Genomic DNA, 14,323 nt, shown 5'->3' on the forward strand with positions numbered 1-14,323 from the left:
TTATCCTCTTTTCCATCTTGTACCTTGAGCGGTATCTTCTAAAATAATATTACGTTCTTTTAAATCGTCACGAATTTGATCAGACAATGCGAAATCGCGATTTTTACGAGCTTCAATGCGCTTTTGGATAAGCTCTTCAATTTCTTCATCCAGTAATTCTTCTTTTGATAATTCTAATCCTAAAATATCAAATAACGTTTCCAGTTGTTTTACGTATGCTTCAATCACAACTTTAGATGTATGCTCTTCAAGTAAATATTGATTTGCATGATTTGCTACGTTGTATAATTCGGTAATTGCATTTGCAGTGTTAAAGTCATCATTCATTGCCTCTTCAAATGCAGTCTGGAATTTCTCTATTTCAGCTAACCATTTCTCATTATGGTCCGTTAAATCCGTACTACTCTCCATACGATGCTTTAAGTTTCCATAAGCTGTTTTAATTCTTTCCAGTCCATTATTCGTACTTTGTAATAACTCTTCACTAAAGTTAATCGGGTGACGATAGTGTACTGATAACATAAAGAATCTAATTAACTGCGGGTCGTATTGCTTAATAATATCGTGAACTAAAATAAAGTTACCCAGCGATTTAGACATCTTCTCATTGTTAATATTAATATATCCATTATGCATCCAGTAACGTGCAAACGTTTTTCCAGTCAATGCCTCTGACTGCGCAATTTCATTTTCATGATGCGGGAACGCCAAGTCTTGCCCACCAGCATGAATGTCAATTGTATCCCCTAAATACTTACGCGCCATTGCTGAGCATTCAATATGCCATCCTGGACGTCCTTGCCCCCAAGGGCTTTCCCAGAAGATTTCTCCTTCTTTCGCAGCTTTCCATAAAGCAAAATCAAGAGGGTCTTGTTTCTTTTCCCCTACCTCAATACGAGCACCGTGACGTAAATCTGCGATTGGTTGATGTGATAATTTACCGTAACCTTCGAATTCCTTCGTCTTAAAGTACACATCACCCTCTGATTCATATGCATACCCTTTATTCACAAGTTCTTGAATAAATTCAATAATGATATCCATATTTTCTGTTACACGAGGATGAACTGTTGCGTGTTTGCAACCTAGTGCTGTTACATCTTCAAAGTACGCTTCAACAAAACGATCAGCAATCGTTGGTACATCTTCACCTAATTCATTTGCCGCTTTAATTAATTTATCATCTACGTCCGTAAAGTTAGATACATATTGCACATCGTATCCTTTGTATTCTAAATAACGACGCACTGTATCGAATACCATAGGAGGTCTTGCATTCCCAATATGAATGTAGTTATAAACTGTAGGTCCGCATACATACATCTTTACCTTATTTTCTTCTAATGGAACAAACTCTTCTTTTTGACGTGTTAACGTATTATAAATGTGAATAGTCATTTTTATCCTTCCTTTCTACCTTTAATTCCAATTGTTTCTTCAATTTATCAAGTTCTACTTCCATAGCCTTTAATTTATCAAAAATCGGATCTGGAAGGTCAGAGTGATTTAATTCTTGACCAATCTTTACTCCATTTTGAATAACGACACGGCCAGGTATACCTACAACTGTAGAATGTGCAGGAACTTCTTTTAATACGACAGACCCTGCTCCGATTTTAGAATTCTCTCCCACAGTAATAGACCCAAGAACTTTAGCACCCGTCGCAATTAATACATTATCCTGAATTGTTGGGTGCCTCTTCCCTTTTTCTTTTCCTGTACCACCTAATGTAACCCCTTGATAAATCGTTACATTATCACCAATTTCACAAGTTTCTCCAATTACAACTCCCATTCCATGATCTATAAAAAAGCGTCGACCAATAGTTGCTCCTGGATGGATCTCAATGCCAGTAAAAAAGCGGCTCACTTGTGAAACAAAACGTGCAAGAAAGAAAAAATTTCTTTTATAAAAAGCATGTGCAATTCGATGGGCCCAAACTGCATGTAATCCAGAGTAAGTTAAAATGACTTCGAAATAACCTCTTGCCGCTGGATCCTGTTCAAAAACGACTTCAATATCTTCCCGAAGCCTCTTAAACATCGGTGTTCCCTCCCCTTTATGGGCTGCTTTTTTGTCGAACGAACTAACTCCCCTAACTCATCACTTCTCCCCTAATTCTTTATATAAGGAGATAAATTCTATATTCATACCTATTTACACGGTATAAAAAAAAGGCGTCTCTGTCATATTGACAGAGACGCCTTTTAAGCGCGGTTCCACTCTGTTTAGGCTTAAAAAAGCCTCAAACTCATCCATGATAACGGTGTACACCGCTTCTGCTTACTTTGCGGCCTAAGACATCCCACGAAGCAATTCGCTGTTCAGCAGAAGACTCGAAGGGGCATTTCAAAAATCCGCTTATAAACCACTCCCAGCCTAAAGGTGGTTCTCTCTGTAAAAAGCCTGATTTTCTACTTCTCCTTCTCGTCGCTTTTCCTTATTAGGTTTTAGGTATACTTATTATATTTCTAAACCTAGAAAATGTTAACCAATTACTTTTTGAAGACGATTTAAAACTTTTTCTTTTCCAAGAAGTGCAATAGCATTCGGAAGCTCTGGACCATGCGTTTGTCCTGTAGTTGCAACACGGATTGGCATAAATAAATTTTTACCTTTATGTCCTGTTTCCTTTTGAACTGCTTTAATCGCTGCCTTAATTGCTGCTGGCTCCATTGCCTCTAGAGCTTCTATTTGACCAGAAAATGCACGAAGTACTTCAGGTACTTGTTCACCATTTAATACTTCTTGTCCTTCTTCTTCATAATCAACATGATCTTTAAAGAACATTTCAGAAAGCTCTACAATTTCAGCTCCAAAACTCATTTGTTCATGGTATAAAGCAATTACATCACGAATCCAAGCTTGGTCTTGTTCGCTTAAAGTTTCTCCCACACGTCCAGCTTTCACTAAATGCGGTAAGCTTAACTCTACAACCGTATCTAAATCTTGCTTTTTCATATACTGGTTGTTCATCCATTTTAGTTTTTGAGAATCAAATAATGCAGGTGATTTTGATAAACGAGCTGCATCGAACATTTTGATAAACTCATCTTTAGAGAAGATTTCTTCTTCTCCTACCGGAGACCAACCTAGTAGTGCAATAAAGTTAAAGATTGCTTCTGGAAGATACCCAAGCTCTTTATATTGCTCAATAAATTGAATAATAGATTCATCACGCTTACTTAACTTTTTACGACTTTCATTAACAATTAGAGTCATATGACCGAATTGTGGAATATCCCAGCCGAAAGCTTCATAAATCATCATTTGTTTCGGTGTATTTGAAATATGATCATCACCACGAAGTACATGTGTAATTTCCATTAGATGATCATCTACTGCTACTGCAAAGTTATAAGTTGGAATTCCATCTTTTTTCACAATAACAAAATCACCGAAATCATTTGAATGGAACGCAACTTCATCTTTTACAATATCTTTGAATGTGTAGTCACGATCAGCTGGTACACGGAAACGAATACTTGGAATACGTCCCTCAGCTTCAAATTCTTTCACTTGTTCTTCAGTTAATTCACGGTGGTTACCTGCGTAACGAGGTGTTTCACCGCGAGCGATTTGTCCTTCACGCTCTGCTTCTAGCTCTTCTTCTGTCATATAACATTTATAAGCTAGACCACGCTCTAATAAATCTTCATATAATTTTTTATAAATATCTAAACGCTCTGTTTGGCGATATGGTCCAAATTCACCACCAACATCAACACCTTCATCCCAGTCCATACCGAGCCATTTCAAGTATTTTAATTGGCTTTCTTCTCCACCAGCCACGTTACGTTTTACATCAGTATCTTCAATACGAATAATAAATTTGCCATCTAAATGACGAGCAAATAAATAATTAAATAATGCCGTACGCGCATTTCCGATATGTAAGTGTCCTGTTGGACTTGGCGCGTAGCGTACTCTCACTTGCTTTTCCATAATTGGTACACCTTCCATCCTTAATGTCAACACATTCTATAATTGTACACCAAAAAAATGTGATTATCCATCTTACGAATTAAAAACCATTATTTTTTCTGTAATAAAACAACCGCTTGAGAAGCAATCCCTTCTTCTCTACCTGTAAATCCTAATTTTTCTGTTGTTGTTGCCTTTACATTAATGTTATCGATAGACGTTTCTAACAGTTCACTAATGCGCTTACGCATGCTCTCAATATGTGGTGCCATTTTTGGTTGTTGAGCAATAATTGTACAATCTAAATTTCCTAACTCGTAACCTTGTTCACGCACAAATTCCCAAACTTTTTGTAACAATACAGCTGAATCTGCATCTTTAAAAGCTGGGTCTGTATCAGGAAAGTGCTTTCCGATATCTCCTGCTGCAATCGCACCTAAACATGCATCAGCAATCGTATGTAACAATACATCTGCATCTGAATGACCGATTAATCCTTTCTCGTGTGGAATTGTAATTCCACCAATAATCAACGGGCGCCCTTCCGCAAATTCATGTACATCAAAACCTTGTCCAATTCGAAACATCCTTACTTCCTCCTTAAGCTAAACTACTGAGCTTTATGACTCTATATTATATCGCTATCCTTATAAAGAAAAGCCCGGCTGTTGCCGAGCTTTTCTTTATTAACACATCATCAACGTTATTTCTTCTGAACACGTAGGAAACTTTCAGCAATTAATAGATCTTCCGGAGTCGTCACTTTAATATTATAGTAACTCCCCTCTACTACACCTACTTGCTTCCCAACACGTTCTACGAGACTTGCATCATCTGTGCCAAGAAAACAACTTTGCTTTGCGCTTCTATGAGCTTCTAGCAAAAGAGAAACAGAGAATCCTTGTGGTGTTTGTACAGCGTTAAGTTGAGATCGCTCTACCGTTTCTACAACAACACCCTGCTCTACTTTCTTAACAGTATCTTTTACTGGCACTGCACAAATGGAAGCTCCATATTTTTCTGCTGCAATTAATACATCGCGAATCACTTTATTCGTTACGAACGGGCGCGCCCCGTCATGCACAAGAACATATTCGACACCACTCGCATACTGAAGTGCGTTATATACGCTATCTTGTCTTTCGGCTCCACCCTGAATAAATTGTACGTGCTTTTCAATCTGGTACTTCTGCATTAACTCTTCAAAATACGGGCGTTCTTCTTCGTTAATTGCCATAATAATACTTTTGCACGCTTTATCTTTTTCAAAAGCACGCAATGTGTGCACAATAATTGGTACTTCATCTATAAGTAAAAATAACTTATTTTTACCAGCACCCATTCGTTTTCCTTGGCCCGCTGCCGGAATAATTAATGTATACATATTAATAATCCTCTACTTATAATGCTTTTTCTAGCAATTTACGTTTTGCAAAAATCATACGACCAGCCGATGTTTGTAATACGCTAGTAACAAGTACGTCAAGTTGTGAACCCACATACTCTCTACCATCTTCTACTACAATCATCGTACCATCATCTAAGTATGCAACACCTTGATTTTGTTCTTTACCATCTTTCACAACATAAACACTTAATTCTTCACCAGGGAGTACGACTGGTTTAATCGCATTAGCTAAATCATTAATGTTTAACACCGTAACCCCTTGTAATTCAGAAACTTTGTTTAAATTGAAATCGTTTGTTACTACAGTTCCACCAGTGATTTTTGCCAACTTTACAAGCTTGCTATCTACTTCTTGGATATCATCGAAATCGCCTTCATAAATTTCTACCGGAATTGGCATCTCCTTTTGAATACGATTTAAAATGTCTAGCCCTCTGCGGCCACGATTACGCTTTAAAGCATCTGAAGAATCGGCAATATGCTGAAGCTCTTCTAATACGAATTGCGGAATGACAATTGTTCCTTCTAAAAACTTTGTTTGGCAAATATCTGCAATACGTCCGTCAATAATTACACTCGTATCGAGAATTTTCCAATGAGTCGTAGATTTTTCTGCTTCGACCTCTACCTCTTCATTCTCACTATTGTTTTTCTTCTTACCTCCGCGTTGGGGTAATGTAAATAATCCTAGCAATTCATTCCTCTTTTTAAATCCTACTTGGAATCCTAAATATCCAAGTAAAAGGGTGAAGAACACTTGCAACACCGTACTAATAACTGGAATTGTAAATTCACGAATTGGTATCAAAATTAAATATGCAACAATAAGACCAGAGATTAATCCTAATGTACCAAATAAAACATCTGCTACAGGCGCCTTTACAAGAGCCTCTTCAATATGCTTAATAAGTTGAACAATATAATCTACAAGCCAAAATGTTGTTAAAAATAAAATAATTGCACCAATAATTGCACGAACATACGATCCTTCCAACAAAGGAACCGCACCGATATCTAATACATTAATAATTTTTGGGATTAAGTAAATCCCTAACGCTCCCCCGATCACTAAAAAGAAGAGCTGTACAATCCGTTTTAACATCCAACCACCTCCTACTCATTATTAACCATTGTTTCGCTAATCAAAACGCCGAATGCAAAAGCGGACGTGTTTTTTTGTAAATAGTTTTATTTACCAATATATCATATCATATACCAAAAATGTTCTAGTGTCGTTATATTATAGAATCAATGTAATATTCTTAATTGTGTCTACTCATATAGAGATGCTCTTGAATTCTTTTTAGACCTTCTCGTATTTTCTTCGCTCTCACTTCTCCAATTCCTTCCACATCATCCAATTCATTAATAGTTGCTCGGCAAACACCTTGCAATGTTTTAAATCGATTAATTAAATTCTCGATAATAAGTGGCGGAACACGAGAAATCTTGCTTGTGATTCGGTACCCTCTAGGTGTCACACTTTCTTCTAAACTTGTTTGTCCTGGATACCCAAGTAATTTAACTAAATCACTATCCTCTAAAAGTTGTGTATTTGCAAGATCTTGTAACTTTTTCAAGATTTGATGATGGTCTTGTGTTTTCTCCTGGTGATAATCTTTAATTAACAATGCTGCCTCTGCCTCTAAATCAGCTAGTAATTCTGTAAGCTGTAAACGAATTAACCTACCTTCTGTTCCTAGCTCATGAATATAGCTCAATATTTCATTTTTTATACGCAGCACCATTTCAACACTATGTAAAACGTGAACCACCTCGGACATTGTAACGACCTCTTCAAATTCTAGAATACCCAAATTCGTAATGCCGTCATTCCATACAGCCTTATATTTTTCTAGCGTTTGAATTGCTTGATTTGCCTTCGTTAAAATGACACCTATATCTTTTAGTGTATAACGTAAGTTCCCTTGATATAGCGTAATTACATTACGTCTTTGTGAAATGGCCACAACAAGGCTGCCCGTCTGCTTTGCTACACGCTCTGCTGTTCGGTGACGCATACCTGTTTCAATAGAATCAATAGATGAATCCGGAACTAACTGTGCGTTTGCAATTAAAATTTTACTTCCAGTTTCATTTAAAATAAGTGCTCCATCCATTTTTGCTAATTCATATAAACTAGCAGGAGAGAATGCGCAATTAATATGAAAACCACCATCAACAATGCTTTTAATCTGCTCATTATACCCAAGAACAATTAGTCCCCCTGTTTGTGCACGAAGTACATTATCTATCCCTTCGCGCAGTGGTGTTCCCGGGGCCACGAGCTGTAAAATATTAATTATACTTTTGACACGTTGCTTATTTTCTTCCATAGCCTAGCCTCCTAATGTCAAACGAAGCGCTTCTCCTAAATTAGAAACACCTACAACCTCAATCCCCTCTGGAATTGTCCACCCCCCTAAATTTTTTCTAGGAATGATAGCACGTTGAAATCCTAATTTAGCTGCTTCTTGTACACGTTGTTCGATTCTTGATACTCTTCTTATTTCTCCAGTTAATCCAACTTCTCCTATTACCGCATCAGTTGGTGCCGTAGATTTATCTCTAAAACTTGAAGCTATACTTAAGGCAACAGCTAAATCAATTGCCGGTTCATCTAATTTCAAACCACCAGCTACTTTTAAATACGCATCTTGATTTTGTAATAGTAAACCTGTTCTTTTCTCTAGTACCGCCATAATAAGCGAGACACGATTATGATCAATTCCTGTCGCCATTCTTCGAGGATTTCCAAAACTAGTAGGGGAAATTAATGCCTGTATTTCTACTAAAACTGGTCTTGTTCCTTCCATTGAGGCAACTACTGTTGAACCTGCAACTCCAACTGGTCTTTCCTCAAGGAAAATTTCAGAAGGATTTAAGACTTCTGCAAGGCCAAGTTCTTTCATTTCAAAGATACCCATTTCATTCGTAGAACCAAAACGATTCTTTACAGCTCGTAAAATACGATATGTATGGTGTCGATCTCCTTCAAAGTAAAGAACTGCATCGACCATATGTTCTAACATACGCGGCCCCGCAATTGCACCTTCTTTTGTCACATGTCCTACGATGAAAATTGGGATTCCCTTTGTTTTTGCAAGTTTCATTAATTCTGCTGTACATTCACGTACTTGCGCCACGCTACCAGGAGCTGATGTCACCTCAGGTAAATGTATCGTTTGAATAGAATCAATAACAACAAAAGCAGGATTCATCTCTTCAATATGTGTTGCAATACGCTGTAAATCTGTCTCTGATACAACAAATAGATTACTACCATTTACATGTAAACGATCTGCACGAAGTTTAATCTGCTTTGCTGACTCCTCACCTGATATATACAATACATCATATGAAGCATCTGCTAATTGCGAGGAAATCTGTAATAATAACGTTGATTTTCCAATCCCAGGGTCCCCACCAATAAGTACTAAAGATCCATCTACAATTCCGCCACCTAGTACACGGTTAAACTCCTGAAATTTTGTTTCAATACGTGCCTCAGACTTTGTTTCTACTTCTGTAAGACGTCTTGGTTTTGTTACTTCTGTTTGAATTGCATTTGCATAATTTAGGCGTCTGGATGATACAACGGGTTCCATCTCTTCAACAAGCGAATTCCATTGACCACACCCTGGACATTTACCCATATATTTTGGTGATTGATAACCACACTCTTGACATGTGAATTTTGTTTTCTTTTTAGCCATATCTTTTTATATTTCACTTCGCTTTCATCTATAAACATTTGACCTTCTCGTACAAGAAAGAGGGCTATCTCGTAGCCCTCTTAGTTTGTCTATACTTATTTTACCTTTTCAGCACTATGAATGACAAATGTTTCCCCTTCTACATCAAAGATAACTTTTTGTCCTTTCTCAATAGCACCTTTTAAAAGTTCTTCCGATAGTCTATCTTCTACATGCTTCTGAATTGCTCTACGTAGTGGACGAGCACCATATTCACGATCAAACCCTTTATCAGCAATAGCTGCAATCGCCCCTTCTGTTAATTGCAATTCAATTTCTTGTTCTTTTAAGCGATTCACTAACTGATTTACCATAAGAGTCACAATTTCTTGAATATGTTTTTTCTCAAGCATATGGAATACGATAATTTCATCAATACGGTTTAAGAATTCTGGACGAAATGCCTTTTTCAGCTCATCCATTACTTTACCTTTCATATCCGAATAATCACGACTTTCATCTTGTACGTTAAATCCAAGATGTTTGTTACGTTTTAACGCCTCAGCACCAACGTTAGACGTCATAATAACAATCGTATTACGGAAGTCAACTGTACGTCCTTTAGAATCAGTTAAACGACCATCTTCCAATACCTGTAGTAAAATATTAAATACATCAGGATGCGCCTTCTCTACTTCATCTAATAGGACAACTGAATACGGCTTACGACGAACCTTCTCTGTTAATTGTCCGCCTTCTTCATACCCAACATATCCTGGAGGAGAACCAACTAAGCGAGAAGTTGAATGTTTCTCCATATACTCAGACATATCAATGCGAATCATTGCATCCTCATCACCGAACATAGATTCTGCCAATGCTCTTGCTAATTCTGTTTTACCTACACCTGTTGGTCCTAAGAAAATAAATGAACCAATTGGACGTTTCGGATCTTTCAGTCCTGCTCTTGCACGACGAACAGCTTTCGCTACAGCCACTACCGCTTCATCCTGGCCGATGACACGATCATGAAGAATGGATTCTAAGTTTAATAATTTATCAGTCTCTGTTTGTGCAAGTTTAGAAACAGGGATACGTGTCCATGTAGAAACGACATTTGCAATATCTTCTACCGTAACCTCTGAATTTTCTTTTCCTTGTTGTTCTTTCCACTGACGCTTTGTATCTTCCAATTTCTCACGTAAGCGTTGTTCCATATCACGTAAGGAAGCAGCCTTTTCAAACTCTTGACTTTGTACAGCCGCATCTTTTTCTTTTCGAATTTCCTCAAGATTCACTTCAAGCTCTTTTAAGTTTGGTGGTGTTGTATAAGAACGTAAGCGAACCTTTGAAGCAGCTTCATCAATTAAATCAATTGCTTTATCTGGTAAGAAACGATCCGTAATATAACGATCGGAAAGTTTCACAGCTGCATCAATTGCATCATCTGTAATAGACACACGGTGATGGGCCTCATAACGATCGCGTAAACCTTTCAAGATTTGAGTTGATTCTTCTAGACTCGGCTCATCAACATGAATTGGCTGGAAACGTCTCTCTAAAGCTGCATCCTTTTCAATATATTTACGATACTCATCTAAAGTTGTCGCACCAATACATTGTAATTCTCCGCGTGCTAAAGATGGTTTTAAAATATTTGATGCATCGATTGCACCTTCTGCTCCACCTGCACCGATTAATGTATGAAGTTCATCAATAAATAGAATAATATTCCCTGCTTGACGTATTTCATCCATTACTTTCTTTAAACGATCTTCAAACTCACCACGATATTTCGTCCCAGCTACCACTGTTCCCATATCTAGTGTCATAACACGCTTATCTCTTAACGTTTCAGGAACTTCATTATTTACGATTTGCTGTGCTAACCCTTCAGCAATTGCTGTTTTACCTACACCAGGCTCTCCAATTAACACTGGATTGTTTTTTGTTCTACGGCTTAACACTTCAATTACACGTTGAATTTCTTTACTACGTCCAATAACAGGATCCAAACGATTCTCACGTGCAACAACTGTTAAGTCGCGCGCTAAACTGTCTAGTGTCGGTGTATTGGCATTTGTCGATGAACCACCTTGGTGACCTGAACTTGCCTCGTTACTTCCAAGAAGTTGTAACACTTGTTGTCTTGCTTTGTTAAGGCTGACGCCTAAATTATTTAAAACACGTGCCGCTACACCTTCACCTTCACGGATTAAGCCAAGTAAAATATGTTCTGTTCCAACGTAAGAATGTCCTAGCTTACGCGCTTCATCCATAGACAATTCAATAACTTTTTTAGCACGAGGTGTATAATGTACAGTTTGAGAAGCTTCTGTTCCACGTCCAATTAACGCTTCTACCTCTTTTTGCACTTTCTCCGGGCTCAATCCAAGAGCAATTAACGCTTTTGCTGCAATTCCTTCACCTTCGCGTACAAGCCCAAGTAAAATATGTTCTGTTCCAATATTATTATGCCCAATGCGAATTGCTTCCTCTTGAGATAAAGCTAATACTTTCTGTGCTCTTTCTGTAAATCTTCCAAACATCATAGAAATCGCCTCCTACTTGCGCTTAGTTTTTTTCAATACGTAATCGCTCACGGATTAAGGTTGCTCTTCGATAATCTCTTTCTTCTGGTCCTAAAGGTCCTCCTGCGTATTGTTGTAAAATACCTGGTTGCGTAAGAACCATTAGCTCAGTCAAAATATTTCTCGATATACCTTTTATATATCCTAGATCAATACCAAGTCGTACATCCGATAAGCAAGTTGCCGCTTCTGCAGATTGAATTAAACGACTATTTGCTAGTATACCGTAAGAACGATAAACCTTATCTTCAAGCTCAATACTCGAATTTTGTACAATTAATTCTCTGGCCAATTTTTCTTGTTGTATAATTTGCTGCATGACACTCTTTAAATCTGCAATAATATCTTCTTCGGATTTCCCTAGCGTCATTTGATTTGATACTTGAAATATATTACCTAACGCTTCGCTACCTTCACCGTATATTCCTCTTACTACTAAACCTAATTTTTGAATTACTTGTATAATACGGCTAATTCTTTTTGTTAAAACCAGCCCTGGTAAATGAATCATTACAGAAGCTCTTAATCCTGTACCAACGTTAGTAGGACAACTCGTAATATATCCAAGTGATTCATCAAAAGCATATTCAACCTCTTTCTCAATCCAATTATCTATTTGATTGGCGCTTTGAAGCGCCTTTGATAACTGTAGTCCTGGAAATAGGCACTGAATCCTAATGTGGTCTTCCTCATTAAGCATCACACTAATGTGTTCGCTTTCTGATAACAGACATGCTCCATATTCAGTCCCTGCTAGATTTGGACTAATTAAATGCTTTTCGACTAAAACTCTCCTTTGAAGAGGCGTTAATTCATTCATTTTTAATAGTCCAAACTTCCCAAAGGGCTCTACCGCTTTATTTATAAATTTCTTTTTAAATAATTCTTGAACCTTTTGAGCTTCCTCTTCGTTTTGCATAGTAGAAAATTGATATTGCTTAAAATTACGAGCCAAACGAATTCGACTACTTAAAACAATATCAGAATCAGGGCCATCCCCCTTCATCCATGGACTAATCGCTTCATTCATAATTTTGTCCAGTGACATAGAACTACTCCCCCTCTCTATGCTCACTAAGCTGAGTTTCAAGCCCTCGAATTTCATCTCTTACCTCAGCAGCTTTCTCAAACTCCTCATTCTGTACATATTGTTTCAGAATAAGTTTTAGTTCATCTAATTCTTTCTTTAAGTGGATATTTCCTTCCATTCGTTCCGGAATTTTTCCACAATGTTCTGTATGTCCACCATGAAGTCGTTTTAACAATGGGTTTAAGTGTCCTTTAAATGTATCGTAACAAGAAGCACAACCAAGGCGTCCCACCTTTGTAAAATGTTCGTATGTCATCTTACAACCTGGACATCTTATTGTATTTGTATTTGAAAACCCGTTTTTTCCTTCTCCAAACATTGTTGATTCACCGTGTAATAAACCAGCAAATACATCATGAAATGAAAAGTTAGACTGTGATGATTGAAAGAAAGACGTATAGCCACTTTGCTCTGCACATTGCTCACAAAGATGAACTTCCGCCTTCTTCTCGTTGATTACTTTTGTATAATGTAAAGTTGCTGGTCTTATATTACAGTTTTGACAAGTCATCAATATCCCCACCTTTACAACAGGAACGATCTACCTCATGATACTTTTCATACATTACTAGATTGTCCTCTTTCCTTAATCCATTTAGATAAAAGTACATGCTCTTTTTCAAAACTTCTACAATATTTAACTGCCCTATCTTAATTATCATTCTTTTACAAAAGCTGTATTTATTTATATTTCAGTGTTCTTAACATTGCGCATAATATTCGAGCCCTAAGTTCATCTCGAGAAGGAATATCCATTGATAATACAGAACGATCTAGTACACTTAACATTAGTTTTGCTTCACGGCCTGTTATGATTCCCTCTTCTAATAAACGTATAATCATACTCTCTGCATTCCCTTGTGCAACGCTATGATCAATCATATGAAGCATTTGATCAATAATGTCTATATCATCATGCAGTTTGACTTTTATAATGCGAATGTAACCTCCTCCACCACGTTTACTTTCTACTACAAATCCTCTTTCTAATGTAAAACGGGTATTGATTACATAATTGATTTGAGATGGTACGCACTCGAATCGATCCGCAATCTCATTTCTTTTGATTTCAATCACATTATTATTACTTAAGTCAATAACTTGCTTTAGATATTGCTCAATGATATCAGATATATTTCTCATTTATCCGCCACCTTTATTGACTTTGACTATCTTTGACTTTAATTATATACGTATTAATAAAATTTGCAACTCTTTTGCTTATTCACTATCCTAGCCACATTCCCCTGCATTTAATCAAAATAGTAATTATTTAAGCACATTTTTTTAATTACTATGGATTATAAAAGAAAACACGAAAAAACACGAGTCATTTGACTCGTGTTTAGTTGCTTGGCGACGTCCTACTCTCACAGGGACAAGGTCCCAACTACCATCGGCGCTAGAGAGCTTAACTTCCGTGTTCGGTATGGGAACGGGTGTGACCTCTCTGCCATCATCACCAAACTATGAAGGCATATTCCTTCAAAACTAGATAACATTTGCTACATATTATATGGTTAAGTCCTCGATCTATTAGTATTCGTCAGCTCCACATGTCACCATGCTTCCACCTCGAACCTATCAACCTGATCATCTTTCAGGGATCTTACT

At 37.2% G+C, this 14,323-nt stretch carries 12 protein-coding genes, 2 rRNA genes and 1 other annotated feature (1 of these 15 only partly in view); all 14 genes read right to left on the reverse strand.

Annotated features, from left to right (window positions below):
• Positions 1-1,398 carry a cysteine--tRNA ligase gene (cysS, locus tag B9A45_RS01155; RefSeq protein ID WP_000152276.1) on the reverse strand — a complete coding sequence of 466 codons (1,398 nt, stop codon included), beginning with the start codon at positions 1,396-1,398 and terminating at the stop codon, positions 1-3.
• Positions 1,379-2,044: a serine O-acetyltransferase gene (gene cysE / locus B9A45_RS01160; RefSeq protein WP_000476497.1), complete on the reverse strand. Its 666-nt coding sequence runs from the start codon at positions 2,042-2,044 to the stop codon at positions 1,379-1,381. The genes cysS and cysE overlap by 20 nt, the downstream gene beginning before the upstream one ends.
• Positions 2,045-2,194: 150 nt before the next feature.
• Positions 2,195-2,441, reverse strand: a binding site (T-box leader).
• A gap of 47 nt (positions 2,442-2,488) precedes the next feature.
• Positions 2,489-3,946, reverse strand: a complete 1,458-nt coding sequence (gene gltX, locus B9A45_RS01165; protein ID WP_084063810.1) for a glutamate--tRNA ligase — start codon at positions 3,944-3,946, stop codon at positions 2,489-2,491.
• A gap of 89 nt (positions 3,947-4,035) precedes the next feature.
• Entirely contained in the window at positions 4,036-4,512 is a 477-nt protein-coding gene (gene ispF, locus B9A45_RS01170) for a 2-C-methyl-D-erythritol 2,4-cyclodiphosphate synthase (RefSeq protein WP_000488391.1), read from the reverse strand.
• A gap of 116 nt (positions 4,513-4,628) precedes the next feature.
• Positions 4,629-5,309 (reverse strand): 2-C-methyl-D-erythritol 4-phosphate cytidylyltransferase, encoded by a 681-nt coding sequence (ispD, locus tag B9A45_RS01175; RefSeq protein WP_000288282.1) that lies wholly within the window; start codon positions 5,307-5,309, stop codon positions 4,629-4,631.
• Between the two features lie 16 nt (positions 5,310-5,325).
• On the reverse strand, positions 5,326-6,435 hold the full coding sequence (locus B9A45_RS01180) for a PIN/TRAM domain-containing protein (protein WP_000919677.1): 1,110 nt from the start codon (positions 6,433-6,435) through the stop codon (positions 5,326-5,328).
• A 160-nt stretch (positions 6,436-6,595) separates the two neighbouring features.
• Positions 6,596-7,669, reverse strand: a complete 1,074-nt coding sequence (gene disA, locus B9A45_RS01185) for a DNA integrity scanning diadenylate cyclase DisA (RefSeq protein WP_000392158.1) — start codon at positions 7,667-7,669, stop codon at positions 6,596-6,598.
• A 3-nt stretch (positions 7,670-7,672) separates the two neighbouring features.
• Positions 7,673-9,049, reverse strand: a complete 1,377-nt coding sequence (gene radA, locus B9A45_RS01190) for a DNA repair protein RadA (protein ID WP_084063811.1) — start codon at positions 9,047-9,049, stop codon at positions 7,673-7,675.
• Positions 9,050-9,144: 95 nt separating this feature from the next.
• Positions 9,145-11,580: an ATP-dependent protease ATP-binding subunit ClpC gene (clpC, locus tag B9A45_RS01195; RefSeq protein WP_000971187.1), complete on the reverse strand. Its 2,436-nt coding sequence runs from the start codon at positions 11,578-11,580 to the stop codon at positions 9,145-9,147.
• Positions 11,581-11,602: 22 nt separating this feature from the next.
• Positions 11,603-12,667, reverse strand: a complete 1,065-nt coding sequence (locus tag B9A45_RS01200; protein ID WP_000050842.1) for a protein arginine kinase — start codon at positions 12,665-12,667, stop codon at positions 11,603-11,605.
• A 4-nt stretch (positions 12,668-12,671) separates the two neighbouring features.
• A complete protein-coding gene (locus tag B9A45_RS01205) occupies positions 12,672-13,220 on the reverse strand; it encodes a UvrB/UvrC motif-containing protein (RefSeq protein WP_000128398.1) in 549 nt (182 codons plus the stop codon).
• A gap of 170 nt (positions 13,221-13,390) precedes the next feature.
• Positions 13,391-13,852, reverse strand: a complete 462-nt coding sequence (gene ctsR, locus B9A45_RS01210) for a transcriptional regulator CtsR (RefSeq protein ID WP_001244565.1) — start codon at positions 13,850-13,852, stop codon at positions 13,391-13,393.
• A 208-nt stretch (positions 13,853-14,060) separates the two neighbouring features.
• A 5S ribosomal RNA gene (gene rrf / locus B9A45_RS01215) occupies positions 14,061-14,176 on the reverse strand.
• Positions 14,177-14,225: 49 nt separating this feature from the next.
• A 23S ribosomal RNA gene (locus B9A45_RS01220) occupies positions 14,226-14,323 on the reverse strand; it runs 2,824 nt beyond the window's last position.

The organism is Bacillus sp. JKS001846 (assembly GCF_900176455.1).
GTDB lineage: Bacteria > Bacillota > Bacilli > Bacillales > Bacillaceae_G > Bacillus_A > Bacillus_A cereus.

What these genes read in the sequence shown, in the direction of transcription:
- cysS (WP_000152276.1), bottom strand. Translation starts at nt 1,398, where the DNA reads ATGACTATTCACATTTATAATACGTTAACACGTCAAAAAGAAGAGTTT.
- cysE (WP_000476497.1), bottom strand. Translation starts at nt 2,044, where the DNA reads ATGTTTAAGAGGCTTCGGGAAGATATTGAAGTCGTTTTTGAACAGGAT.
- gltX (WP_084063810.1), bottom strand. Translation starts at nt 3,946, where the DNA reads ATGGAAAAGCAAGTGAGAGTACGCTACGCGCCAAGTCCAACAGGACAC.
- ispF (WP_000488391.1), bottom strand. Translation starts at nt 4,512, where the DNA reads ATGTTTCGAATTGGACAAGGTTTTGATGTACATGAATTTGCGGAAGGG.
- ispD (WP_000288282.1), bottom strand. Translation starts at nt 5,309, where the DNA reads ATGTATACATTAATTATTCCGGCAGCGGGCCAAGGAAAACGAATGGGT.
- B9A45_RS01180 (WP_000919677.1), bottom strand. Translation starts at nt 6,435, where the DNA reads ATGTTAAAACGGATTGTACAGCTCTTCTTTTTAGTGATCGGGGGAGCG.
- disA (WP_000392158.1), bottom strand. Translation starts at nt 7,669, where the DNA reads ATGGAAGAAAATAAGCAACGTGTCAAAAGTATAATTAATATTTTACAG.
- radA (WP_084063811.1), bottom strand. Translation starts at nt 9,049, where the DNA reads ATGGCTAAAAAGAAAACAAAATTCACATGTCAAGAGTGTGGTTATCAA.
- clpC (WP_000971187.1), bottom strand. Translation starts at nt 11,580, where the DNA reads ATGATGTTTGGAAGATTTACAGAAAGAGCACAGAAAGTATTAGCTTTA.
- B9A45_RS01200 (WP_000050842.1), bottom strand. Translation starts at nt 12,667, where the DNA reads ATGTCACTGGACAAAATTATGAATGAAGCGATTAGTCCATGGATGAAG.
- B9A45_RS01205 (WP_000128398.1), bottom strand. Translation starts at nt 13,220, where the DNA reads ATGACTTGTCAAAACTGTAATATAAGACCAGCAACTTTACATTATACA.
- ctsR (WP_001244565.1), bottom strand. Translation starts at nt 13,852, where the DNA reads ATGAGAAATATATCTGATATCATTGAGCAATATCTAAAGCAAGTTATT.